This is a genomic window from Bradyrhizobium sp. JR4.1 (assembly GCF_040548605.1).
In the GTDB taxonomy this organism is placed as follows: domain Bacteria; phylum Pseudomonadota; class Alphaproteobacteria; order Rhizobiales; family Xanthobacteraceae; genus Bradyrhizobium; species Bradyrhizobium canariense.
This window is the reverse complement of sequence record NZ_JBEPRY010000032.1, coordinates 14812-37160: the sequence shown is the minus strand read 5'-3', so window position 1 is coordinate 37160 and position 22349 is coordinate 14812. Positions and strand designations below refer to the sequence as shown.

Genomic DNA, 22349 nt, shown 5'->3' with positions numbered 1-22349 from the left:
GCAGTGATTGATGCGATGGGCTTCGTGCGCCCGGGTTGCCGCAACCCTCCTGGAGATTGTTGCTGCGTCAGCGGCGCACGCGCAGCTTGCGGGTCACGGCGGCCCCGTCCGTGCGCTCGCCGTTTCGGCTGATGGCGACAGCCTGTTGTCGGGCAGCTTCGACACTTCCGTCATCCGCTGGTCGCTTAAGACCAACGCGGCGGGCGAGGTGCTAAGGTATCATGCGGACGCCGTTAACGCCGTTGCTTTCCTGCAGGACGGCCGCATGGTCACCGCGGGGTCCGACGCCCGGCTGGCGGTATGGACAGCCGGCCGCCAACAGCCTGATCAAGTCCTCGAGGGGCATACCGCTCCCGTCGTGGCAATCGCCGTGGCGTCGGACGGATCGAGCCTCGCCTCGGCCTCTTGGGACCATAGCGTGCGCCTTTGGTCGTTGGCTGATGGCGCCGCCCGGGTGTTCGAAGGTCACGCGCAGAATGTGAACGGTGTGGCCTTCGCTCCAGACGGCATGTCGCTCGTTAGCGTCGGCTATGATCGTGCGTTGCGCATCTGGCGCTTGCCCGAGGGCCGGCCTGAGACGGTGGAATTGCCAGCGCCATTGAACGCCGTCGCCATCGCGCCCGATGGCGAGATCGTCGCGGCAGGGGCTGACGGCAAGCTGCGCATGTTGACGAGGGACGGGGAGCTGGAGGGCCAGGTGGCCGCGGGCTTGGCACCGATCGTCGCTTTGGCGCTTTCCGATGATGGGATGCTGATCGCCGCCGCAGGCATCGACGGCACGGTTGCCATTGTGCAGCGCAAGCCGCGGAGAGTGTTGCGGACGCTCGTGGGCCCCGTTTTCCCGATCTGGTCGGTCGTGTTTCTGCATGATGCAGCAACGCTCGTGACCGGAGGTGCGGACGGAAAGATCCGGCGCTGGAACGTGTATACCGGTGAGCCCGTCGATTCGAACCTGTTCGGGACATCAGCGGATCCGCTGGCCGCTTATGCGGGCGATCATGGTGCCGATATTTTTCGCGCTTGCGTTGCCTGCCACACGCTGTCGGACAAGGAGCCGCAACGTGCAGGGCCAACGCTTGCCGGATTGTTCGGACGGAAAATCGCCTCGCTCTCGGGCTATCGGTTTTCCGAGGCGCTCAAGACGATGGATATCGTCTGGAGCCCCGAGACCGTCGCAAAGCTGTTTGAAGTCGGGCCCAACGCCTACACGCCGGGAACGAAGATGCCGGAGCAGCGCATCGGATCGGCCGAAGACCGCCGCGCGTTGACCGACTTCCTGGCCCGGGCGACCTCGCAATAGGCGAGGCCCTAACCTGGACGAGGGACGTCGCGCCTACGTCTTGCTGTCCGGCCGGCGCAAATAATCCTCGGTGGTTCGGGGCGGCGCGCGTTCTGGCACGCCCTCAAACGGATTGAACCGCTGTTCGCTCATCACGATCACGCGGCAATCCGCGCACATCCTGATGGCGTCGAGGCGCTGGTCGCCCGCCGGATACATCCAATGATTGCCCTCGAGCTTGACCGCGATGCGATCAATCGTGCTCTTCACGCCGAATGCCGTGCCGCAGCGGATGCAAAGGGCAGGCTCTTCCTCTTTGATCACAATCGCGGGCGCGCGGCCTGCGCGGAAATCGATCTGCGGCTTCAGCGTTATGACCTTCTCGGGACAGGTGCTCTGGCAGAGACCGCATTGCACGCAGGCATCCTCGACGAATTTGAGCACTGGACGGTCGGGATCGTCGCGGAGCGCGCCCGTCGGGCAAACGGAAACGCAGGACAGGCACAGCGTGCATCCACCGGTATCAACACTCACCGCGCCAATCGGAGCGCCCTGAGGCAAGGCAATGACGTCGACCTGCTTCGGTGCGAGCCGATGCAGTTCGCTCAACGCGAAGCGAAGCAGGTCGCGCCGCTTGCCGACGGTCTTGAAGGTCGCAGGCGTGTTCACCGCGGCAAGTCGCTCGATGCCCCTCAGGTGCTCCAGCATTGACTCCGGATCGTCAGTTTCGATCACAGTGACCCGGCGCCCTTCAAATCCGAGGCCCGCAAGGATGGTCTCTGCCATGTTGGTCGTTTGGGTCAGTCCAGCCACGTCATGCCGCGGCTTGCCGCGGAGCAAAAGCCGGAACGCGGTCGCTCCGTAGGCAAATGCGCCGATGACAGCCTCAATCCCGATCTGCGTCACCTCGTTGACGGCCAGAGGGATGACGTGGGCAGGCAGGCCATCGCCGTGCCGCGCCAGCGCGTCGATCAACGGCGTGCCGTGTTGGCGGTCGTGTAGCAACAGGACGGGGTTCGATCCGCCCGCCTGATGATAAGCGAGCAGCATGGCGCGGATGGTCTGAAGCTGGGTGTCCGCGGGCGGCAACGCGTAGGACGCGGCGCCCGTCGGACAGGCGGCGGCACATTGGCCGCAGCCGGCGCAAATCTCGGCATCGATAGCAACATGATTGCCGGCTGGCGTGATCGCATTCGTGGGGCATAGATCAAGACAGCGATGACAGCCGGTCAGATTCGAGCGCGAATGGGCGCAAAGATCGGGCGTGAACTCGACATATTTAGGCTTATCGAAACGCCCGACAAGTTCACGCGCGCTCAGGACGGCGCGCAGCATGGCGCCCGGCTCCTTGGGATCGGCCCGCAGGTAACCGTCGCGCAGATCATGCGCCTGAAACAGCGGTCTCTCTCCCGATAGGTCAATGACGATGTCGCAACGCGAGGTGGCGCCGTTGCGTGGAGTTTCAAAGACGTAGTGGTCGCGCGAGGAGGGGCGCGGGGGAGCGTAGTCGTTGACGGTGAGCTCGAAAGCGCCAAAATGTCCTCTGGCGTTACGGATGGTTCCTTTAACGACCGGGAAGGGCGTTGCCACAGGCGAGATGATCGCGCCCGGCTCCCTCAGCATCACGGTCACATCGAGGTGATCCGAAAGGAGCAGCCCGGCTTCGATCGCCGCCTCGTCCCGGCCATAGATCAGGATGACGCCGTCGCTGGCAAGCGTGACAAGTGGATAATCGGGCGCCTGCACGGCGCTGGCTGCGAGCAGCGCTGCCATTTTGGGGCCCGCATGCGTGCCTTCGGTCGACCAGCCTGCCGTCTCGCGAATGTTCACGAAAGCAATCGGCGCGGAACGATCGCCGGCTTGCTCCGCAAACAAGGATTGCTGATACGTGCAGGCAACGGTCAGAGGGCCCTCTGCCTTTGCGCATGCGCCAAAGTGGTCGAGCTCGGCGCCGCACAGGTGACGAAAACTCCTGATGTCGTCATTGTCGCATCCGCGCTTGATCGCGGCCACGTCAAGCCGCATCGTGTCTTCACACGAACAAATCAGGATGGTCTTCGCTGGCTGCTCCAGGTTCATCCCTCCGAGAAGGCGACGAATGACGGGCTCGCTCCGATCCTTCGCTTCGTATAGATATTGTCAATTGGGGAAAAGGAGAAATTGGAGGAAGGCCTGCGGTCGATCCCAACCAGCCTCGCTTCCACGGCGGAATGGATCCAATTGCCGCCGCCCTTTGCCTTGGTCCGGTTGCGCGAGAGCGGAGACGCGTTCGCCCATGCATGCTGCATTGCACCCGAAAGCGGTGCCGGCACGCTGGTCTATGTAGGGCGGTTCGACGTCGCCGAGTTCGCGGTGGTGCTGGAGCCCACGGAGCCGCTGATCACCGCACGCCGCGCCTTTTACGCCGGCATGGTCGCCCTGACCGACGCCCTGCGCGCCTATGCGCCGCCGGCCAAGGAAGTTGCGATCGGTTGGCCCGATGCGGTGAGGATCGACGGTGGACTCGTCGGAGGGGGACGGCTTGGCTGGCCTGCATCCGCGGACGAGGATGAGCCGCCGGATTGGCTCGTATTTGGGGCCATGATTCGAACAGTCATGATCAACGATCATGATCCCGGTGTTCGCCCGCTTGCCTCCGCCCTCGATGAGGAAGGGTTCGGCGAGGCCGGCGCAGTACAGATGACAGAGAGCTTTGCACGGCACCTGATGCGGGCGATCGACAGTTGGCAGGTCGATGGATTTGACAGCGTCGCGCGCGAATATCTCAGCCGTATCCCTCGCGAGCGGCAAACGCTCCGACGCATCGATGATCGCGGCGATCTGCTCACGCGCCACACGGGTCGTGATACGACCGAGCGGGCAGCTCTCGTCGACGCGCTGGCCTCGCCATCCTGGCTCGATCCGACGCTTGGAGGGCCGAGGCGGTGAAAAAGACTATCAAACTTCTACGCACGATCGCCCTGGATCCCTCCGACACCTTCGTGTTCGACGTGCCGGCAATGCCAGGCGAATGGGCCGTCTCCGGCGCCTTCCGCTTCTGCGGTCAGGATCCGGCGGAGCTGAGCCGAAAGGCACGTGCCGCCTTCCGCAGCGGCTTTCTTGGCGTGCAATCCTGGGGATGGTCGACGCTCGCGCAGATCGTCCCGGCAACCGAGGACGATTGCCAGGTGCTGATCGAGCTCCTTGCCAGACAACTTGTCGATCGGTTCGGCGCACCGGACATGGCAATTGCGAGGGCCGCTGCGGAAGAGGAAGTCACCTTTGCACAGTCGCTCTGCTCGCATCCGGTCAGCTCGCTCATTGCGGTCCACCGCTCGGGCGGCGACGGCGACGTTCACGAGAGCTTCCGTAAGCTGCAACTGCGGGAAGGGCAGCGTCATGGCAAGGCATTCTCGTTCATGGAAATCGAGGATGATGTCAAAGCCGACAGCGATCTTAACTATTCTGATGGGGGCCAGGAGCGGCTCCTCCGATGAGTGATTTCTGGATCGCATGCGGCCATCATCTGCTCGATCGCGACGAGAGCGGCGGGCTTCGTGTCACCGACGAATTCTTGAAGGCTTATTTTGCCCGTCCCGAGCTGATGCCGCCGAAGGACGCGTGCCCGGTCGAACGAAGACTGCATCGTGAGATGCTTGCTGATCCGCGCCGGGCGGTCGCAGCCGACGAGGTCGCTGCGATCGCCGATGAGGACGCGCGGGAGAACTGGCGCTTCGTGGTGGAGTTTCGCGATCTTATGTTGCGGCACCCGACGCTCGAAGCTGCGTATCTCGCAGTTCTGAGTTCGTCGTCAAACGTCCTGCCGCCGCTGTTCATCAATCAGCTCGTGCATGTGATCTTGCGCAATGCGCTTGACGCCAACGACGATGTGTTCGTGCTGCGCGCCGCCGAGCTGTTCTTCCGGCCGCAGCGGATCCTTCCACATGAACAGGCCTTGCTGCTTGGCGACGAAGAGGTTGTCGGCGATCGCAGCCCGACGCCTATCTTGTCGCTGATCTCGATGCTGGGCACCAAGACTGACGCCCAGCTCGATGTGCTGAGCGAGGAAAATGCCGAGAGTTATTGGCAACGCAGCAACCAGTTCGATATGGCCCTCGATCTCACCGCGGGTGGGCGAGGCCCTCGCGCGCTGGCACAGGCGATGACGCGCTGGGTCTCCCATCTGCTCGGGATCGATGTTCGCATTGAACCGCTGACGGAACTACGCGAGGTAAAGCTGGCCTGGTATATCGGGTTGGACGCTGACGCCACCAAGATGGGCGATCGGCTTTGGCATGGCGAGGAGCTCGACGGGCTCAGCGCAGGGCGAGTTCTTTCGCTGTTTCGCCTCACCTTTGCGGATCCTCAACTCGCCCTAGAGACCTTGCGGGGCGAGCCGGTCTATCTGATCCTAGCGATGACAGCCGATCGGAAGCTCCGCATGAAACCGCAGAACCTGTTGAGGGGACTCCCGATCAGGCGCCTGGAGGCGATCTCATGAGTGTTGCCCTGCCGCTCCAGCGTATTCCCGTCGGTATCGTCGTCGAACTGCGCAAGGCGGATTCGCCGTGGTGCGATTTTATCTGGCGGAGCGCCGCCGTGTTGCCTGACATACCGGACACGGAGCCCTGGACAATCTTGCGCGAACAGGGCGGCACCACCTGGTTCTATGCCGGCAGCGCAACGGTTGATCTGTACGTGTCGGAAACTGCGCGTTACCGCGACAATATTGCCTCCGGCACGCCGAGCCTCTGGGTGGTCTTGAGCCCATCCGAGGGAGCTTGGCCTTATGCGATCGCCGCCACGACCGCTGATCCCGCCGAAGGAGAGGGGTTTACCGGGGCCGCTGACAATCTGGTTGAAGCCGTACCGATGCCCGAGGTAGTGCGCGAGCTGATTGAAAGCTTCATTGCCGAACACCACGTCGAGCGAGAGTTCGTCAAACGCGAGCGCCGGCGCGCCGACCCCGAGGCTTTGGCGCGTCGGCAGCATGAAGGCGGGCAAGAATGACCGAGGAAGAGTTTCTCGCACGTTGGTCGCGTCGCAAGCGCGAGTCGAATTCGAATGCTCCGCCAGCGGAAACAGCCGGGCCGGCCGGTGCAGCCGCGGTGCCATCCGCCGCGGCCGAGCCCGAACCGGACGTGGATCTTGGCAGCTTGCCGTCGATCGACGCGATCGCGGCGGGAACCGACATCACCGCCTTCCTGCGCAAAGGTATTCCGCCCGAATTGATGCAAGCGGCCCTTCGCCGCGCCTGGACGGCCGATCCGGCGATCCGCGATTTCGTGGGGCTCGCCGAGAACGCCTGGGACTTCAACGATCCGAATGCCATGCCCGGCTTCGGACCACTCGATTGCTCGCAGGCGGAGCTGGCAGCCTGGGTCGACCGGATCGTCGGGGGTCTGCGTGAAGCCGCAGAGACTCAGCCTGACACGCCGACGCAATTGCAGGAGTCCTCGGCCGTTCCGAATGGCGATATTGTGCACTCCGTTGGGCTTACCGAGACGCCTGATGAAACCGGTCCCACAGAGATCGCGACTCCCGTTGCATCGCAATCGGCCATGGAGCCCGATACTGTTCCGCGCCGCGTACATGGTAGTGCCCTGCCTCAATAGTGTTGCTACCAAAGGCGCTATAGCCTCAACCTATTGAGCGGCGATTGACCGTCTGCGGAACTAGGTCTAGATTTGCTAGCGCTTTGTTGCGCAAGTAAAATTGGTCGCTCGAGGGTCTCAGGCAACGGAGGTCCATGTGCGTGACGCCGGGCTCTATCGCGCCATTGACGCCGCAGGCGGCGTGGCCCAGCTTGCGCGCAAAATCCACATCAGCCAGCCCTCGATTTCGAACTGGAGCAAGGTACCCGCTCAGCGGGTGATTGCGGTCGAAGCTGCAACAGGTGTTCCTCGGGCCGAGCTGCGGCCTGATCTCTATCCCGATCACCATCACGAACACACGGCATCGCAAGACAGCATCGATCCGATCGATGTCGCGCGAGCGCAGGAATATGTCCTTCTCGCCGCCTTGCTCGCAGCTGCGCCGTCCAAGCGCTTGCTCGATCGGCTTACGGGTTTGAGCGGAGACGGCACGCCACTCGGTCAGGCTCACGCCGGCTTGGCGGAAGCCGCTTCGCACACGACCGCAGCTCAGGTCGAACGTGAATATTTCGACCTTTTTGTCGGTCTCGGCCGCGGTGAGTTGCTGCCCTACGCCTCCTACTATTTGACCGGCTTCCTCAACGAGCGGCCGTTGTCACGTTTGCGGACGGATCTCGCGGAGCTCGGCATCGCGCGCGCCGAGGGCAATTCCGAGCCTGAGGATCATGCCGCCATTCTCTGCGCGATCATGGCCGGAATGGCTGATGGCCGCTGGGAAGCGCCGTTCGTTGCGCAGCGTGCGCTGTTCGAGAAACACGTTTCGTCCTGGATGGGACGTCTGTTTGGCGACATGGAGCAGGCGGCGAGCGCAAGGTTCTACCGCGCGGTCGGCACGTTCGGCCGCCTGTTTATCGAGATCGAGAGGCAAGGATTTTCGTTCGCGAAGTGGCCATGCGAGGCTGGTCCGGGAGAGGTGCGATGAGCGATGAAAAGAAAGCGATCGTCGGACGGCGCGACTTCCTCCGCAGGGTTGGCATCGGCACGGTAGGCGCTGGGGCCATGCTGACGACGCCACTCGTCGGTTCCGCGCAGGCCGACAGCGAGAATGACGATGAGAAGCGCAAGTCGCGCTACAAGGAATCCGATCACGTGAAGGCCTATTACCGCGTCAACCGCTATCCCGCCTGAGGGAGGCCGCCCGTGCTTATCAAGCGAACACAAGAGCATTCCGGATCCGACCGCCGCGGCTCGGTCGCGGACACCATGGCAAGGCAGACCGGCGGTCTCGATCGCCGCGCCTTCCTGCGCCGGTCCGGTCTTGCGGGTGGCGCGCTCGCGGCACTCGGGACCATGCCGATTTCCGGCGTGCGCAAGGCGGAAGCGGCCGTGGCGGGTCCGCTGACCGCCGGGGCCACCGTCAAGAAAAGCATCTGTACGCATTGTTCGGTCGGATGCACCGTGACCGCGGAGGTGTTGAACGGGGTCTGGATCGGCCAGGAGCCGAGCTGGGATTCCCCCATCAATCGAGGATCTCATTGCGCGAAGGGAGCTTCCGTACGCGAGTTGGTGCACAGCGAGCGGCGTTTGCGCTATCCGATGAAGCTCTTAAACGGGCAATGGACGCGCGTCTCCTGGGAGACTGCGATCAACGAGATCGGCGACAAGATCATCGAAGTTCGCGAAAAATCGGGTCCCGATTCCGTTTATTGGCTCGGCTCGGCCAAGATGACCAATGAAGGCGCTTATCTGTTCCGCAAGCTCGGGGCGTTCTGGGGCACCAACAACACCGACCATCAGGCACGCATCTGCCATTCGACCACTGTCACCGGCGTCGCCAATACTTGGGGCTATGGCGCGATGACCAATAGCTACAACGATATCCGCAACGCCAAGACCCAGATGATCATGGGCGGCAATCCGGCCGAAGCGCATCCGGTTTCGTTGCAGCATCTGCTCGAGGGCAAGGAACTGCAAAAGGCCAACTTCATCGTCATCGACCCGCGCATGACACGCACCGCTGCGCACGCCACGGAATATGTGCGGATGCGTCCGGGCACCGACATTCCGGTGCTCTACGGCATCATGTGGCACATCCTTCAGAACGGTTGGGAGGACAAGGAATTCATCAGGCAGCGCGTCTACGGCTTCGACGATCTCCGCAAGGAAGTGGAGAAATGGAATCCGAATGAGGTGGAGCGCGTCACCGGCATTCCAGGCGAACAGCTCAAGCGGGTCGCCAAGCTGTTCGCCACCGAGAAGCCGTCGACCTTGATCTGGGCCATGGGCCAGACCCAGAAGACCGTCGGCACCGCCAATGTGAGGGCGAGCTGCATCCTGCTGCTCTTGACCGGCAATGTGGGCGGACCGGGCATGGGTGCCAACATCTTCCGCGGCCACGACAACGTGCAGGGGGCGACCGACGTTGGGCTCGATATTGTGACGTTGCCGTTCTACTACGGTCTCGCCGAGGGCGCGTGGAAGCACTGGTCGCGGGTCTGGGACGTTGACTACGAATTCCTGAAGTCGCGCTTCGATTCCAAGCAGATCATGGAGACTCCCGGCATTCCTCTGACCCGCTGGTTCGAGGCAGTAACGCTGCCGAAAGATCAGGTCGCTCAGAAGGACAACGTACGGGCAGTGTTCGTTCAGGGGCACGCCAGCAACAGCATCACGCGCATTCCGGAGTCTCTCAACGGCCTGAAGGCGCTAGACCTGCTTATCATTGCCGACCCGCATCCCACGACGTGGGCGTCATTGGCGGTCGAGGCCGGCCGCAAGGATGGCGTCTACATTCTTCCCGTGGCCACGCAATTCGAGTGCAAGGGATCGCGCGTCGCCTCGAACCGCTCGCTGCAATGGGGCGAGCAGATCGTCAAACCGATCTTCGAATCCAAGGATGATCTCGAGGTCATTTATCTTGTGGCCAAGAAGCTCGGATTCGCAGACCAGATGTTCAAGAAAATCAAGGTCGAGAACAATCTGCCTGAAGCAGAGGATGTGCTGCGCGAAATGAATCGCGGCAGCTGGTCGACCGGCTATTGCGGGCAATCGCCTGAGCGGCTCAAGGCGCACATGAAGCACCAGGCGAAGTTCGACATGCTGACGATGCGTGCCCCAAAGGACGATCCCGAGGTCGGCGGTGACTACTACGGCCTGCCGTGGCCGTGCTGGGGCTCACCGGACGTCCGGCATCCGGGCACGCCGCTGCTCTACAACACCAATCTCGCGGTGATGGATGGCGGCGGCACGTTCCGGCCGCGCTTCGGTATCGAACGCGAGGAGAAGCTGCCAGACGGGTCCACGCGCAAGGTCAGCCTGCTGGCCGACAAATCGTACTCTAAGGATTCCGAGATTCAGGACGGCTATCCCGAATTCACGCTGGCGAGCCTGAAGAAGCTTGGCTGGGACACGGATCTCACCGAAGCGGAGATGGCCACGATCATGAAGATCAATCCGACCAATCCGGATTCGGTGTCCTGGTCGCTCGATCTCTCAGGGGGCATCCAGCGGGTCGCGCTCAAACACGGCTGCGTGCCGTACGGCAACGGCAAGGCACGCATGAACGCCTTCGGCCTGCCCGATCCGATTCCGGTCCATCGCGAGCCGATCTACACGCCACGTGTCGATCTTGTCGAGAAATATCCGACGCTGCCCAATGCCAAGCAGTTTCGCATGCCCAACATCGGCTTCTCGGTGCAGAAGGCTGCTGTGGAGAAGGGGATTGCCAAGCAGTTCCCGCTCATCCTCTCGTCGGGCCGTCTGGTCGAGTATGAGGGGGGTGGGGAGGAGACGCGTACCAATCCGTGGCTTGCCGAACTACAGCAGGAGATGTTCATCGAAATCAACCCGGCCGATGCTGCTGATCGCGGCGTCAAGGATGGCGGCTGGGTCTGGGTCACCGGCGCAGAGAACAATTCCAGAGCGAGGATGAAAGCGCTCGTCACCGAGCGTGTCGGCAAGGGCGTCGCCTGGATGCCCTTCCATTTCGGCGGCTGGCTGGCAGGGAAGGATCTTCGCAGCGCCTATCCGAAGGGGACAGATCCGATCGTTCTCGGCGAAAGCGCGAACACCATCACGACCTACGGATATGATCCCGCGACGGGCATGCAGGAACCGAAGGTCACTCTTTGCCAAATCGCGGCGGCATAAGGAGCAACGACGATGGCCCGTATGAAATTCCTCTGCGACGCCGACCGTTGCATCGAGTGCAATGCCTGCGTCACCGCCTGCAAGAACGAGCATGAGGTGCCCTGGGGTATCAACCGGCGCCGCGTGGTCACCATAAATGATGGTAAGCCAGGCGAGCGTTCGATCTCGATGGCCTGTATGCACTGCACCGACGCGCCCTGCGCAGCCGTGTGCCCCGTGAACTGTTTCTACACCACCGCCGATGGCGTGGTGCTGCACTCCAAGGACCTCTGCATCGGCTGCGGCTATTGCTTCTACGCCTGTCCGTTCGGCGCGCCGCAATATCCCAAGGTCGGGAACTTCGGCTCACGCGGCAAGATGGACAAATGCACCTACTGCGCCGGCGGCCCCGAGGCCGATGGCAGCAAGGAGGAATACGAGAAGTACGGCGCGAACCGGCTGGCGGAGGGCAAGTTGCCGCTGTGTGCCGAAATGTGCTCGACGAAGTCATTGCTCGCCGGCGACGGGGAGATCATCGCCCAGATCTACAAGGAACGCGTGATGAAGCGCGGCTACGGCTCCGGCGCGTGGGGCTGGAAGACCGCGTATCGCGAGACGATCGAGTCCTGACGCGGACGACAGTCAAGGACGCGATACCGGGAGGCGCAGATGGCGTCATTTGGAAAACTCGTTCGCCTGGCATTTGGCGCATGCGCGCTGCTTCTGGTGATCATGGCGGCTCCAGCGAGCACCCAGCAGGTCAATCCGACCGCAAGCTCCGTCAAGGAGCAGCAGTTGCTGCAGGAGCTGAACCGAATCCAGGGCCGTGTCAGCATTCCGGATCAGAGATCGGGCGTGCTTGAGCAGCCACAGGGACGCGAATGGCGGGAGTTTCGCAATGTCACGCTGCGCTGGATCGGGGGCGTCGCGATTATCGGCATGCTGGCTTTGCTCGTGATCTTCTATCTCACCCGCGGCATGGTGCGGCTTGAAAGCGGGCGATCGGGCCGCACCATTGTGCGCTTCACGCTGTTTGAGCGCTTCGTGCATTGGATGACAGCGACCTGCTTCATCATCCTCGCCATCTCGGGTCTGAACATCACCTTCGGGCGGCCGTTGTTATTGCCGTTGATCGGTTTTGAAGCGTTCTCCGAATGGTCACAATGGGCGAAGTATGCCCACAACTATCTGAGTTTCCCGTTCACCGTCGGCGTCGTCCTGATCTTCCTGATGTGGATCGCGGGAAATCTCCCGAACAAGGTGGACGTCGCCTGGATCAAGCGGGGAGGGGGCATTGTCGGCCATGATCATCCACCGGCCTATCGCTTCAACGCCGGCCAGAAGATGATTTACTGGATCGTCGTAATCGGGGGCGGCCTCGTTGCAGCGACGGGATACGAGCTGATGTTCCCGTTCTACGTCAGCGGCATTGAAGGCATGCAGATGGCCCAGATCATCCACTCCGTGGTTGCCGTGCTATTCGTGGCCGCAATGATAGCGCATATCTACATCGGCACGATCGGGATGGAGGGGGCTTTCGAGGCCATGGGTTCGGGTGAGGTCGACCTCAACTGGGCACGCGAACATCATAGCCTCTGGCTCGACGAACAGAGTGGGCGAACCGGGCCGAACGATCAAAAGCCGCAACCAGTGACCGCTGCGGCGGAATGAGGGGGAGCGGCTGAAGAGGGCCGGTCAGGTGTGCTCTATTGCGTGCGCCCTCTGGCAAACAGAACGGACCGGTCCTCGATCTCCTGCTCGGCCAGCGTGCTCGCCTGGGCTGTCTGCAGCTCTTGAATGTTTGGCATGCCGCTCTGTGCAGAGTGAAGAAGTGCATGCGGTCTGAGCACGCTGGTCGCCGCACCGATGACGAGCAGGGCCGTGACGAGCGAAAGCATAAGGCGTTTCATTCGACATCTCCGTCCGGTGTTGTGTCCGCCAAGACGGCGTAGGCTCTAATTGGTCCCGGTGATGTGAGCCGCCTCACATCCTTCGAGCCTTTTTTCCGGTTCCGACGGCTGAACGAAGGTCGGGCAGTCCATCGATGGTTTGCGCCGCCAAACAAGAAGTATGGACCGCGCACGTGTTCCGGAGCTTAGAAGGGCCGAAGGTCCAACAATGGAAGACAGCTGCGAGTTGCCGACCTATATCGCCATCTCATCTTGCCCTGTCACGACACCTGGAAGGTCGCAATCATGTCGGACGGGCAGCAAGATGCGGGGAGGTGATCGGAGCGATCGTGGGCCGGCTGCGCACCGAGTACGACTTGAAAAAGCTGAACCAGCGGCTTCACGCGTACTCAGGTCGTCCAGGACCTCGCCAAACTTCCGTATCACGGTTGCGTCTCCGAAGTGGCCCATCGCCGCATCCCCGCTGCGGCTGAAGGCGACCGCGCTGAGAGCTTTCGATGAAGCTCGGATCTGCAGCTTGACCGAGGCCGCCTTTTCGACGGGCGGTTTCGAAGTGCCTACTTGGTCAATTCGGGGGGACGGTCGCGCGGACGACGAACGGGCCGCGCGAGTAGCCGGCGGAAACCGAGGCTCGCAATCCTCGACCTGCGCCTCGAGGAGCCCGTTTGCGACAATGAGCGCCTTGACCGCCTCCCGGGTGTCTCGACCGCAGGCAGCGATGGCCTGGTCAGCGGCAGCCTCCAATTCGAACGGTGCCGATCGGGATGGCTCCCGATCCCGATTCACTAACCCAAGTCTACCTAAGTATGGTCACTTCATACCTGCGCGCGATGGCGCCGACCAAGCGCTAATGTTACCGATACATCCAGACTGAAAAGCAACGGAACCGGCCCTGCGAGCCGACAGTTGCGGGACGAGACCGGCGGCGTAGCGCCCGCCGGCCCTTCTCCCGATCTAGCGGTGCTTCGCCGCTCAACTGACGCTTACGGCCGTAGTTAGTGCAGAGAGTCCGCCATGAGAAACATCGCCGACCTCCTGATGCGGTTCAGACGGGGAAGCCAACGCGTGTCCAATACTCAGGTTGCAGCTATGGCTGAAAACCAAGATCGATCCAGCATGGCTGATTTTGTCCGGATCCTGCAGGCCTACGATCAAGCCCAGTAGGGCAGGGGTTTGGTGCGAGCGCGTCAGTCCGTGATGCGGACGTCCGAGCAAACCAAAGCCAAGACCTCACACCACACCGCGTCCAGCTGTTTATGCCTAGCATGTCCGTTCAGGGTCAAACGGCGACAAGAGCAGAGGACTCTGATTTGCAGCTTCGGGCAAACTGCGGAAGTCACTCGGCTCCAGCCTTGGTTCAGTTCGGCGCTGATGTCAGTCAGCCCCAACGGTTCGGGCGCCGCATACAATGAAACGAGCGCGGGGATTCTGCTAGGCCCGGGCCGGGCCCAGCAACCGCCTGCTGAGACATCCAATGACTTCGCACCCTTGCATGGCCCCCGCGCCGCGCTGCCAGCAACATGAACCGCCTGCATGTCCTGTCCCTGCAGGGCACCCGCCGCATTGACAACGACATCAACGTCGGCAAGAGCGTCCTTCCATTTCGAAGCGTCGGTGGTCCGACCATATCGAGGGTGATGTGGTGCGTATCAGGTGCCGCCGGGTGGCGCGACACCAATACGCATTCGGGCCCTTCGGCGGACAGTCTGGCCTGGATTGCCGATCGAATAAGCCCCGTGCCACCAACGAGACGGATGCGCATTGACTGGTCCTTCGATCGGCGGCGGCGGCTTTCGCAAACTGTTGATCGAACAATTAAAGGTGCGGACGGCTAAAGCACGGCTGATGCAATCGTTCCTTGCGGCGGAACAGGTGAGTTGGCCGCAAGCAGCGCCTTATCGTTTGCAAGATCGCTTTTCGAGCGCACGACGATCGCCATCGACGTTGCGGCGTCACCGATATCGACGGCAGGTCATTCAAGGGCCAGATCCGGCATTACGGCTTCCACTTCAGACCGCTTAGCCGAAGATCTCTTGAATCGGTGACATGTCGGCTTTCGGCGGCAAACCACAAGTAAGTTCAGCCTAGCATCTACCGCTGCTTTTGACTCCAAGCAGATGAAGTCTTGGGATGGGTATACGACTGCCGAACCCGTCGAACTCGGCCAGGGACTTGCGGGAGCACAACCACATCTTGGTGAGCTCTTAGCCAGTGTTTCTGACCGCCTCTGCCAGCATGGAGTAGAGCTGCTGCTTGCTGAATTCCTTGGGCGGCTGCCTCTGCACTGTGTTCCGCGACACCTTCCGTGCGACTGGACGGGCGCAGGCCGCCGACGAGGTCGGCCTCAGCTTCGGGCGCGGCCTTATCTTGGGCCTTGCTGTGGGCGGCTTGTGGCCGCGCTTCAAGCCCAGACGGGTCAGCATGCCGCAGACCGCGTTACGACTGCACCCGAGACGACGCGCAATCTGCGCCGCGCTCTGTCCTGCGGACCAGAGCCTGTTGAGGAGCGCTATGTCTTTCGCATCCCAGCCCATGAGAGATATTATAGCGCCGACTGCCGAACACGCCAGTCTAGTCTTCGTCCGGCTCGCGCACGACCGGCGGGTCGTCAGCGTCATCTTCCTCTTCGTCGTCCTCGTCGTCTTCATCGGGATCTCTTGGCGGCATCGCGGTGCCCATAAGCACAAGCGGTGTCCAGCAGATCGCGGTGGTGGAAAATGCTTCGAAGGTATGTTGCTTCATGTGGCTGCTACTCCTCGAAAACACGCGTAGTCCCATATTCATGGCGGACGGCACGCGCGTCCAGGGCGCGATCGGTGCAAACGAGATGGGAACGTCAAGTCGACGACATGAGCAAAGGAGAGCAACCGCCACGCAAATGGTGGCGTTTTTAGCTACTTTATGCCCGAAAACTCATTCGGCTCTATGTTCACCAAAACCTCGCCGGTGGTGATTTCGGGGACTCCAAGATCGAGGTCATGTAGACTTGCTTGAACAAACGCGAGTATCTTGGCGTTCGCTGCATTGGCGCTTTCGCGATCGTCAAATATCATCACGGCGATACCAACGCCGTCGCCCGCATCCAGAACTTGGTAAGACCTGAATCCGTGCGATTGCCTTAGGATCTGGCCGACGCCGCTCTTGGCGCGGCGAGCGGCGTCCGCTACCGAACGAATCTTGGTGTACTTGCGAATGACCATGTACATGAGGCCACCACGCGCCACACGCCTCGACGCATCAAAGCATATCGGTCCCGGTCGGACTAGGGCCAACTTCCGAGGCCGGGCCACAGTGTCCGGCTAGGCGAACCGGGCAACGCGCCTTTTCCAATGAGTCCTCCTCGCCCTGCGCATCGGGCGAGGTGCTGAGGCTCAGGAGCCCTCGAACTTGAACGATACGTTGAGCTTGGCGCGATAGGCCTCGACCTTTCCCTTGTCATCGAGCTGCATATCCAGCTTGACGACCTCTGCAATGCGAAGATCTCGGAGAGATTTTGCAGCTTGCTCGACCGCATTCGCGGCGGCCTTCTCCCACGAGTCGTTGCTGGTACCGACCAGTTCAATGACCTTGTAGACGCTATCAGGCATGTCGTCCTCCTGTCCGGGATGACGAAGGAAATCTAGCATCAGGATCTCGACCCCGATACGGGGATGCCGTCCGGAGCCGGAAAGGGACAAAAATTGCATTTGGCGGGGGCAGCTTTGGCCGGAGCCAACCTGCCGGGCCAGCGCCATCATGTCCGCTCCTAGCGAGCAGACGGAAAAACGTCCGATTGCCTGTCACTTTCCTGTTTGACCCGGTGCCGACCATTTCAGTCTCGGGTCACTCGATCGCGGCTGCTGAGACTAACCAAAAATACGGACCGGCTAAGCCGTCCAAGCCCCTCGCTCCGGCGCTTGCCACGAGGCAAGGATTCGCATCCGTGCAGGCTTGCCCTTGTCCACCTGCTCTAGCGACGGTCTGTAGATAGCTATCGCTCAGATCTCATGACTTGCCGCGGAAGCACGAGCAGCGCCAATCTGGCCGCAGCCGTGCCGGGCGCCAGTCCTACGGACACCGCACCCAACAGGCCCTCGCCGGCGGCGTTCATGTCCACTTTCGCCTGGTCGCACTGGCGCAGGATGAGCTGGGCGTGTCGGTAGAGCACCTTGCCAGCTTCCGTCGGTGTTACCCCGCGTTTGGTTCAGCAATTGCTGCTTGACCTCGCCCTCGAGCGTCGCCAATTGCTGGCTGAGCGCAGGCTGCGCCACGTGCAGGATGTCGGCGGCTTGTGTGAGACTGCCGATATCGACGATTTTCACGAAATATTGCAAGCGCCTCGGGTTCACGGATTACTCCCACCGGGCCGTTGCCATCTTCTGGTTGCTCGGCCGGGCCTCGGCGCCAGCAAGAACTCTGCCACGTTAGCCGAAATCGCCATCATCTATAAGAAATTCATATCGAGGAAGACCGAACTCGTCTTGGCCTTACCCCGCGCCGAAAGATAGCGTCGCGACCCGACAGTATGATCGAGGTTCATGGTGAACTCATCCCGCATCGCAGAGCGCGTCCGGCGAATTAAACCTTCACCCAGCACGGCGGCCGCCGACCGCGCCAACGAATTGCGCCGGCAAGGCAGACAGATCGTCAGTCTGGTGGTCGGCGAGCCCGATTTCGACACGCCTGCGCACATCCGCCAGGCAGCGGCGAACGCGATGGAAAAGGGTGCGACGCGATACACCCTGATGGCTGGCACCGTGGATCTCAGGCGCGCGATTGCGGCCAAGCTCGAGCGCGAGAACGGGCTGACCTATGCGCTCGACGAGATCATAGCAACGAACGGCGCAAAGAGCGCGATCTACAGCGCTTTCGCGGCCACGCTGGAGCCCGGCGATGAGGTGATCATTCCGGCCCCCTATTGGGTTTCCTATCCCGATATGGCGATTGCCTGCGACGGCATTCCGGTCTTTGTTCCGTGCGACGATACGCAGAATTTCAAATTGACCGCGGCGCAACTGGAGAGCGCGATCACGGCGCGCGCGCTGGCTCGTGATCAATTCACCGAGCAATCCGACCGGCGCAAGCTATACGGCCGACGAATATCGCGCGCTTGCCGGCGTGCTTGCGAGGCATCCGCATGTCATGGTGATGGCCGACGACATCTATGAGCACATTCGCTACGGCGGTGTCAGCGCGGCCGCATATTCTCAAGGTCGCACCCGAACTGCGCACTCGCACGCTGGCCGTCAACGGTGTCTCCAAGACCTATGCCATGACGGGCTGGCGGATCGGCTGGATCGCAAGTCCGAGCGATCTGGTTCAGGCGATCAACACGTTTCTGTCCCAATCGTCCGGAAACTGCTGTTCGATCAGCCAGGCCGCCGCCGCCGCGGCCCTCGACGGCGACCAGAGCTTCGTCGAGCAAAGTGTCGCGATCTACCGGCAACGACGCGACGCGATCTTGCCGCTCGTCAACGCGATCCCCGGCCTAAGTTGCATGGCGCCGAGTGGTGCGTTCTAACTCTATGTCAATTGCGGTGGCTTGATCGGCAAGACCACGCCCGACGGCAAACGGCTCGACGCCGACGGCGACGTGGTTTTGTATTTCTCGACAGCGCCGGCGTCGCGTTGGTTGCCGGAACGGCCTATGGACTTTCGCCCTACTTCAGGCGTTCGATCGCCACCGATATTGAAACATTGACCGACGGCGTCGCGCGCATCGCGCGGGCCGTGTTCGATTTGCGCTAATACTCCACTCAGGATTCGAAGCCATGCAGACGTCCGGTCTCACGAAGAATGCTTCCGCACCGCAGATATCGGCCGACATCATTACTGCGCTTCGCGGCATCCCCGTGGCGCTCTTGAGCGACAATATGCAGCGGAACAGCGGCTCCGTCGGGCTCGCGCCCTACCACAAGCCCGCCCCGCTCGCCGGAACGGCGGTCACAGTGCTCACTCGAGGGGGAGACAACCTCGCAATCCTGCGCGCCTTCGAATTTTGCCGGCCGGGCGATGTCATGGTGATCGACGCGGGTGGCGACATCACGAATGCAGTGATCGGCGGTATTCTATCCTTTTACGGGGCAACGATAGGTCTTGCTGGGATGGTGATCGATGGAGCTATCCGCGACGTGGCGGAAATCCGGGAGCGGACGTTTCCGATCTATGCACGCGGCGTCAATCACCGCGGCCCCTACAAAGATGGTCCTGGCGCGATCAATGTGCCGGTCACGGTCGGTGGGATGGTCGTGCGGCCAGGTGATCTGCTCGTTGGCGATCAGGATGGCCTGCTCGCATTTCGCGCCCGATGCGGCTCGCTCGTTGATCGCGAATGCCGAGACTCAGCGTGCCCGTGAAGAAGCCACGATGCAGGCCATGCGTGACGGCCGGTGGGATCGTTCGTTCATCGACGCATTGGAAGCGCGGTGCGCGAACTGAAGCGTCAAAGCGGAGGAAGCAGGGACCTACCGGGACGGCTTGCTGAGCAAGGAAGCCCCGGATCGAGCATGCCATGGTGAATGATCGCGTTCTCCGAATATCCCCACGTGTAAAGTACCGGGCCGGCGATTGTCGATCTGACGGCAAGCAGCCGTCCGTTGATGCCGACCGGCATGATCGCGTCGACGAACAGGACATCAAATCCCGCCGCCCGATCCATCAATCCAAGCGCTTCGGGGCCATGATTGGATCTGGTTGGCCCTCGGTTGCTGTAGTTCGCTCAAACTGGCCCATGATGGACTGGAGCGAGAGAGGATGATCGTACCGGTAGTCATCCGCGCAGAGGATTGAATTGCTGGTCGGCATCGTGAGGTCCTCCCCAGGCGCCGCGGGAGAGGTTTGTGCCCGTTAGGATCGCGGCGGCGCCGGCCGGCGTGTCGCGCCCTTGGGTTCCCGAGATGACCAGAGCGGCGTGTCCCGTTGCGCAATGCAGCTTACATGGGGACGTCAATTGCCGCGCATCTGTGTCGACGAGTCTGGATTTGTACGGGGTTCGCCAGCATGGGCGGGCCGGTGCTCACGAAGCTGGGGCATGAAAGCAACAGTCCACAACACGTTGCACTAGCGCCCCAGTGTTAATTTGCGCGATCGGGACGATTCAGGCCTGCTCTCTGCAACGAACCTAGTAGCTGTGGGGGATGACAATGACTGTCACGCGTGCGATTGGCGCTGCTGCCTTGTTTCTGATGACGCTGAGCTCTGAAGCCTATGCTGCGCGCCAGCACAGACCGGGAGAGCGGATTTCTTGCTCAGAGGTCAAATACTACGTTGCTAAGTATTCGGCGGCCCTGGCTGAGATGTATGCCCGTAACCACGGGGCGACCGGCGCCCAGATCGAGCGGGCGCGGCGTTGCTTGGCCTCGAATGAGGCTGCCGAAACAGGGCAACGCCGGTCCTATAGCGAATGAGCATGACGCAGCCTTCGTGATAAAGCGCGCTGGCCGGGGATGTCCTCCAAGGTCAGGGCTGCGGTCGCAGCTGACGATCGAAGTTAGCTGATTGCCTTGCACGGGCAGATAGGCGTTCCGACTAGTGGCGACGCGAGCGCGCGATTGCACTCTCGCACGCGAGGCCGCTCCGCAGTCATGTCCTCCTTCACCGCTCATCGCATGCTAGTTCCCAATCATCGGTGTCGGGGCATATCCTCTTATCGCTCCGATTCGGTGCCAAAGGCCGTCGCAGCAATTGCACGCTCGACCTCGGAAGCCAACACGCTCAGATGATCGGCAAGCCTCGCGAACAACTCTCGCTTTTGCAGGTCGGTGGCCAGATCGCTGATCGATTTGCAGTCGGCTGCGTCTTTGAGGAGGTTCTCGAGCTGCTCCTGCATGTCTCTCATCGTCTGTGTGCCCCAGAGGCACCCTCTGCTTCATTCAGTTGAATTGATTGAGGCGTACTTGAGCTCCCGTCGATCCATCTCCGAACGTAGCGGTTCAGCATAGATGCGCAGATTGTCACCAACAACGCGGGAGCATCCGCCATTCGCGCGATCAGCCAACACTTGTCGCCGCACGCTTTCCCAAAGAGACAATAAGGTCTGATCTTTCGTTTGAAAAGTTCATCCACAGACCCCCAGTACATGGCGCGCCGATAGTACCGCGTACCTCATGAGCGGGATTGTTCGGTCGCGGACATTGCCGTGGAGAAGCCAGGCGCCCGTTGCACATTGGCCACATCGTCCATGTCCGGGATAACGGGCTATCACGCCGAAAGGCGCGATGGTTTGCGGCATCCCCCGTTTCAGTTACGGCGTCGGCAGAACCAAAGCGCGAGATCGGGCTGCATTCATAGAGAAGATCCCCTCGATTTCGAGACGCATGGTATCGTGGCATTCGCACGCCACCGCTGCGAGCCGCGATGGGTCAATCTCGATTTCTCCTCGCCGTTCAGATCTGATCGCTCCGGAAGCGCGCAGGTTGCGCATCAGGAGCGTCACTGTCGTTCGTCGCACACCCAGTATTTGCGAAAGCGCCTCTTGGGTGAGTGCGAGGACGTCGTGGTCGGCGCGGTCGCGAAGATGGAGCAGCCAGCGTGCCATGCGGGCTTGGGCCGGATGCAGAGCATTGCAGGCGCCGCCGATTTGTAGCTGTATCAGCATCGCTTTGAAATGAATCTGGACTGCGTGGCGGATCGCGGGGCTTCGGCTAAAAGCGGCGTGGAATCGCGATGCGGGGATCCGCGAGGCGATGCCCGCGGCACGAACGACGGCGGTAACGGCCGAAGGGGACGGCCCCAGCACGGAAAGAGTGCCTACTGCTCCCTCGCGCCCTATTGCGGCGCTGGCGACCGTCTGTCCGTTGGCCATGTCGATCATCACAGAAATGGCGCCACTATGAGGAAAGAGGACGTGCTCGGTCTGGTCACCCGCCTGCGAGACGACCGCATCCCGATCGAGCACTACCATCTCTAGCTCGGGCGCCAGCAGATCGAGGTCCGCCGCGGGTAGTGTTGCCAGAAGTCGGTTACCAATTTCGCCGGGAAGCGTCACTGCAGTTTACCTCGAACGATCCGCCGCATCGCATTTTGAGCGTCATAGGGCGGCCAACTCGAACTTTGTTTGAATCCGCCTACGCCTCGCGCCCCGAAGTTCAATTCAGCTGCGGAAGCTCTCAATCTCAAAAGAAAAAACTCCAACCACGCGCGCCTCGGAGGCGAATTGTTGTGTCTCAGGATGATTGAGGAGTTAGGTCCCAGCGCCCCGCTGTACAATTGCGAAATGCGCATGGGTAATACCATAGGGAGTTCCGCTTTCCGGGACGCGGCAAACGCCGCGGCGATCTCGGAAGTGTGGGGCTCGGCTTGACCTAGAAGCTCGACAGCTACGTGATGAAACCCGGTCATTTCCGCCAGGACAAACGAGACAGTCTGCTTAGGAAGGCCCGGCAGAACGAAATCACGTCTCAGATAACCGAGTGGCTGACCTTGCCAAGACGGCAGCCACCATAGGGCGCCTCCGTTGGCGGCATGAGTGGCGGCTCAAAC

The 22349-nt window shown here is 61.6% G+C and carries 24 protein-coding genes and 1 pseudogene; 16 read left to right on the top strand and 9 right to left on the bottom strand.

Annotated features, from left to right (window positions below):
* The first annotated feature begins 10 nt into the window (after positions 1-10).
* The gene (locus ABIB90_RS36845; protein WP_007592772.1) at positions 11-1300 is read left to right on the top strand and encodes a c-type cytochrome; all 1290 of its coding nucleotides are present in this window, start codon (positions 11-13) and stop codon (positions 1298-1300) included.
* A 33-nt stretch (positions 1301-1333) separates the two neighbouring features.
* Here ABIB90_RS36845 and ABIB90_RS36840 read toward each other — a convergent pair whose 3' ends face one another.
* Complete coding sequence (locus tag ABIB90_RS36840; RefSeq protein ID WP_354171112.1) at positions 1334-3304, bottom strand: 4Fe-4S binding protein; 1971 nt, start codon at positions 3302-3304, stop codon at positions 1334-1336.
* 135 nt (positions 3305-3439) lie between these two features.
* Between ABIB90_RS36840 and ABIB90_RS36835 the strand changes: the two genes are divergently transcribed.
* The 10 genes from ABIB90_RS36835 (at position 3440) to ABIB90_RS36790 (ending at position 12651) form a co-directional block, all read left to right on the top strand.
* Positions 3440-4207: a biotin/lipoate--protein ligase family protein gene (locus ABIB90_RS36835; protein WP_007592767.1), complete on the top strand. Its 768-nt coding sequence runs from the start codon at positions 3440-3442 to the stop codon at positions 4205-4207.
* Between the two features lie 8 nt (positions 4208-4215).
* Positions 4216-4755: a DUF6505 family protein gene (locus ABIB90_RS36830; RefSeq protein WP_354128839.1), complete on the top strand. Its 540-nt coding sequence runs from the start codon at positions 4216-4218 to the stop codon at positions 4753-4755.
* A complete protein-coding gene (locus ABIB90_RS36825) occupies positions 4752-5759 on the top strand; it encodes a DUF6352 family protein (protein ID WP_354128783.1) in 1008 nt (335 codons plus the stop codon). Before ABIB90_RS36830 ends, ABIB90_RS36825 begins: the two co-directional genes overlap by 4 nt.
* Positions 5756-6268: a DUF3305 domain-containing protein gene (locus ABIB90_RS36820; RefSeq protein WP_354171115.1), complete on the top strand. Its 513-nt coding sequence runs from the start codon at positions 5756-5758 to the stop codon at positions 6266-6268. Before ABIB90_RS36825 ends, ABIB90_RS36820 begins: the two co-directional genes overlap by 4 nt.
* A complete protein-coding gene (locus ABIB90_RS36815) occupies positions 6265-6873 on the top strand; it encodes a DUF3306 domain-containing protein (RefSeq protein ID WP_354171117.1) in 609 nt (202 codons plus the stop codon). Before ABIB90_RS36820 ends, ABIB90_RS36815 begins: the two co-directional genes overlap by 4 nt.
* A 136-nt stretch (positions 6874-7009) precedes the next feature.
* Positions 7010-7834: a molecular chaperone TorD family protein gene (locus ABIB90_RS36810; RefSeq protein WP_354171119.1), complete on the top strand. Its 825-nt coding sequence runs from the start codon at positions 7010-7012 to the stop codon at positions 7832-7834.
* A complete protein-coding gene (locus ABIB90_RS36805) occupies positions 7831-8040 on the top strand; it encodes a twin-arginine translocation signal domain-containing protein (protein ID WP_007592759.1) in 210 nt (69 codons plus the stop codon). Before ABIB90_RS36810 ends, ABIB90_RS36805 begins: the two co-directional genes overlap by 4 nt.
* A gap of 12 nt (positions 8041-8052) precedes the next feature.
* Complete coding sequence (locus ABIB90_RS36800; protein WP_354202498.1) at positions 8053-11001, top strand: formate dehydrogenase subunit alpha; 2949 nt, start codon at positions 8053-8055, stop codon at positions 10999-11001.
* A 12-nt stretch (positions 11002-11013) separates the two neighbouring features.
* A complete protein-coding gene (fdh3B, locus tag ABIB90_RS36795; RefSeq protein WP_007592757.1) occupies positions 11014-11610 on the top strand; it encodes a formate dehydrogenase FDH3 subunit beta in 597 nt (198 codons plus the stop codon).
* A gap of 39 nt (positions 11611-11649) precedes the next feature.
* On the top strand, positions 11650-12651 hold the full coding sequence (locus ABIB90_RS36790; protein ID WP_007592756.1) for a formate dehydrogenase subunit gamma: 1002 nt from the start codon (positions 11650-11652) through the stop codon (positions 12649-12651).
* A 35-nt stretch (positions 12652-12686) separates the two neighbouring features.
* On the opposite strand, the gene ABIB90_RS36785 is transcribed toward ABIB90_RS36790, so the two are convergent.
* Positions 12687-12890 (bottom strand): hypothetical protein, encoded by a 204-nt coding sequence (locus tag ABIB90_RS36785; RefSeq protein WP_007592755.1) that lies wholly within the window; start codon positions 12888-12890, stop codon positions 12687-12689.
* A 1014-nt stretch (positions 12891-13904) separates the two neighbouring features.
* On the opposite strand from ABIB90_RS36785, the gene ABIB90_RS36780 reads away from it, so the two are divergent.
* On the top strand, positions 13905-14054 hold the full coding sequence (locus tag ABIB90_RS36780; protein ID WP_198288232.1) for a hypothetical protein: 150 nt from the start codon (positions 13905-13907) through the stop codon (positions 14052-14054).
* Between the two features lie 1040 nt (positions 14055-15094).
* Here ABIB90_RS36780 and ABIB90_RS36775 read toward each other — a convergent pair.
* The 5 genes from ABIB90_RS36775 to ABIB90_RS36755 form a co-directional block, all read right to left on the bottom strand.
* Positions 15095-15424, bottom strand: coding sequence for a GcrA family cell cycle regulator (locus ABIB90_RS36775; RefSeq protein WP_007592751.1), 330 nt, complete (start codon positions 15422-15424; stop codon positions 15095-15097).
* Between the two features lie 37 nt (positions 15425-15461).
* Positions 15462-15632: a hypothetical protein gene (locus tag ABIB90_RS36770; RefSeq protein WP_354171122.1), complete on the bottom strand. Its 171-nt coding sequence runs from the start codon at positions 15630-15632 to the stop codon at positions 15462-15464.
* 152 nt (positions 15633-15784) lie between these two features.
* Positions 15785-16096 carry a hypothetical protein gene (locus ABIB90_RS36765; protein WP_035992959.1) on the bottom strand — a complete coding sequence of 104 codons (312 nt, stop codon included), beginning with the start codon at positions 16094-16096 and terminating at the stop codon, positions 15785-15787.
* A 165-nt stretch (positions 16097-16261) separates the two neighbouring features.
* The gene (locus tag ABIB90_RS36760; protein WP_354171124.1) at positions 16262-16627 is read right to left on the bottom strand and encodes a dodecin family protein; all 366 of its coding nucleotides are present in this window, start codon (positions 16625-16627) and stop codon (positions 16262-16264) included.
* A gap of 240 nt (positions 16628-16867) precedes the next feature.
* The gene (locus tag ABIB90_RS36755) at positions 16868-17149 is read right to left on the bottom strand and encodes a hypothetical protein (RefSeq protein WP_354171140.1); all 282 of its coding nucleotides are present in this window, start codon (positions 17147-17149) and stop codon (positions 16868-16870) included.
* Here ABIB90_RS36755 and ABIB90_RS36750 point away from each other — a divergent pair.
* From ABIB90_RS36750 to ABIB90_RS36735, 4 genes and pseudogenes are all read left to right on the top strand, one after another.
* Positions 17039-17377 (top strand): hypothetical protein, encoded by a 339-nt coding sequence (locus ABIB90_RS36750; RefSeq protein ID WP_354171142.1) that lies wholly within the window; start codon positions 17039-17041, stop codon positions 17375-17377. The genes ABIB90_RS36755 and ABIB90_RS36750 overlap by 111 nt on opposite strands.
* A gap of 30 nt (positions 17378-17407) precedes the next feature.
* Positions 17408-18617: pseudogene (locus ABIB90_RS36745) on the top strand (aspartate transaminase).
* Between the two features lie 23 nt (positions 18618-18640).
* The gene (locus ABIB90_RS36740; protein ID WP_354171126.1) at positions 18641-19225 is read left to right on the top strand and encodes an RraA family protein; all 585 of its coding nucleotides are present in this window, start codon (positions 18641-18643) and stop codon (positions 19223-19225) included.
* Positions 19226-20011: 786 nt separating this feature from the next.
* Complete coding sequence (locus ABIB90_RS36735; RefSeq protein WP_007592736.1) at positions 20012-20275, top strand: hypothetical protein; 264 nt, start codon at positions 20012-20014, stop codon at positions 20273-20275.
* 239 nt (positions 20276-20514) lie between these two features.
* Here ABIB90_RS36735 and ABIB90_RS36730 read toward each other — a convergent pair whose 3' ends face one another.
* Together ABIB90_RS36730 and ABIB90_RS36725 are read right to left on the bottom strand one after the other, a co-directional pair.
* Positions 20515-20697 (bottom strand): hypothetical protein, encoded by a 183-nt coding sequence (locus tag ABIB90_RS36730; RefSeq protein WP_007592735.1) that lies wholly within the window; start codon positions 20695-20697, stop codon positions 20515-20517.
* 414 nt (positions 20698-21111) lie between these two features.
* Positions 21112-21855, bottom strand: coding sequence for a Crp/Fnr family transcriptional regulator (locus tag ABIB90_RS36725; protein WP_007592733.1), 744 nt, complete (start codon positions 21853-21855; stop codon positions 21112-21114).
* Positions 21856-22349: the final 494 nt, after the last annotated feature.

Coding starts and splice junctions, on each gene's coding strand:
- ABIB90_RS36845 (WP_007592772.1), top strand. CDS start 11: ATGCGATGGGCTTCGTGCGCCCGGGTTGCCGCAACCCTCCTGGAGATT.
- ABIB90_RS36840 (WP_354171112.1), bottom strand. CDS start 3,304: ATGCGGCTTGACGTGGCCGCGATCAAGCGCGGATGCGACAATGACGAC.
- ABIB90_RS36825 (WP_354128783.1), top strand. CDS start 4,752: ATGAGTGATTTCTGGATCGCATGCGGCCATCATCTGCTCGATCGCGAC.
- ABIB90_RS36820 (WP_354171115.1), top strand. CDS start 5,756: ATGAGTGTTGCCCTGCCGCTCCAGCGTATTCCCGTCGGTATCGTCGTC.
- ABIB90_RS36815 (WP_354171117.1), top strand. CDS start 6,265: ATGACCGAGGAAGAGTTTCTCGCACGTTGGTCGCGTCGCAAGCGCGAG.
- ABIB90_RS36805 (WP_007592759.1), top strand. CDS start 7,831: ATGAGCGATGAAAAGAAAGCGATCGTCGGACGGCGCGACTTCCTCCGC.
- fdh3B (WP_007592757.1), top strand. CDS start 11,014: ATGGCCCGTATGAAATTCCTCTGCGACGCCGACCGTTGCATCGAGTGC.
- ABIB90_RS36790 (WP_007592756.1), top strand. CDS start 11,650: ATGGCGTCATTTGGAAAACTCGTTCGCCTGGCATTTGGCGCATGCGCG.
- ABIB90_RS36785 (WP_007592755.1), bottom strand. CDS start 12,890: ATGAAACGCCTTATGCTTTCGCTCGTCACGGCCCTGCTCGTCATCGGT.
- ABIB90_RS36780 (WP_198288232.1), top strand. CDS start 13,905: ATGAGAAACATCGCCGACCTCCTGATGCGGTTCAGACGGGGAAGCCAA.
- ABIB90_RS36775 (WP_007592751.1), bottom strand. CDS start 15,424: ATGGGCTGGGATGCGAAAGACATAGCGCTCCTCAACAGGCTCTGGTCC.
- ABIB90_RS36770 (WP_354171122.1), bottom strand. CDS start 15,632: ATGAAGCAACATACCTTCGAAGCATTTTCCACCACCGCGATCTGCTGG.
- ABIB90_RS36765 (WP_035992959.1), bottom strand. CDS start 16,096: ATGTACATGGTCATTCGCAAGTACACCAAGATTCGTTCGGTAGCGGAC.
- ABIB90_RS36760 (WP_354171124.1), bottom strand. CDS start 16,627: ATGATGGCGCTGGCCCGGCAGGTTGGCTCCGGCCAAAGCTGCCCCCGC.
- ABIB90_RS36740 (WP_354171126.1), top strand. CDS start 18,641: ATGCAGACGTCCGGTCTCACGAAGAATGCTTCCGCACCGCAGATATCG.
- ABIB90_RS36735 (WP_007592736.1), top strand. CDS start 20,012: ATGACTGTCACGCGTGCGATTGGCGCTGCTGCCTTGTTTCTGATGACG.
- ABIB90_RS36730 (WP_007592735.1), bottom strand. CDS start 20,697: ATGCAGGAGCAGCTCGAGAACCTCCTCAAAGACGCAGCCGACTGCAAA.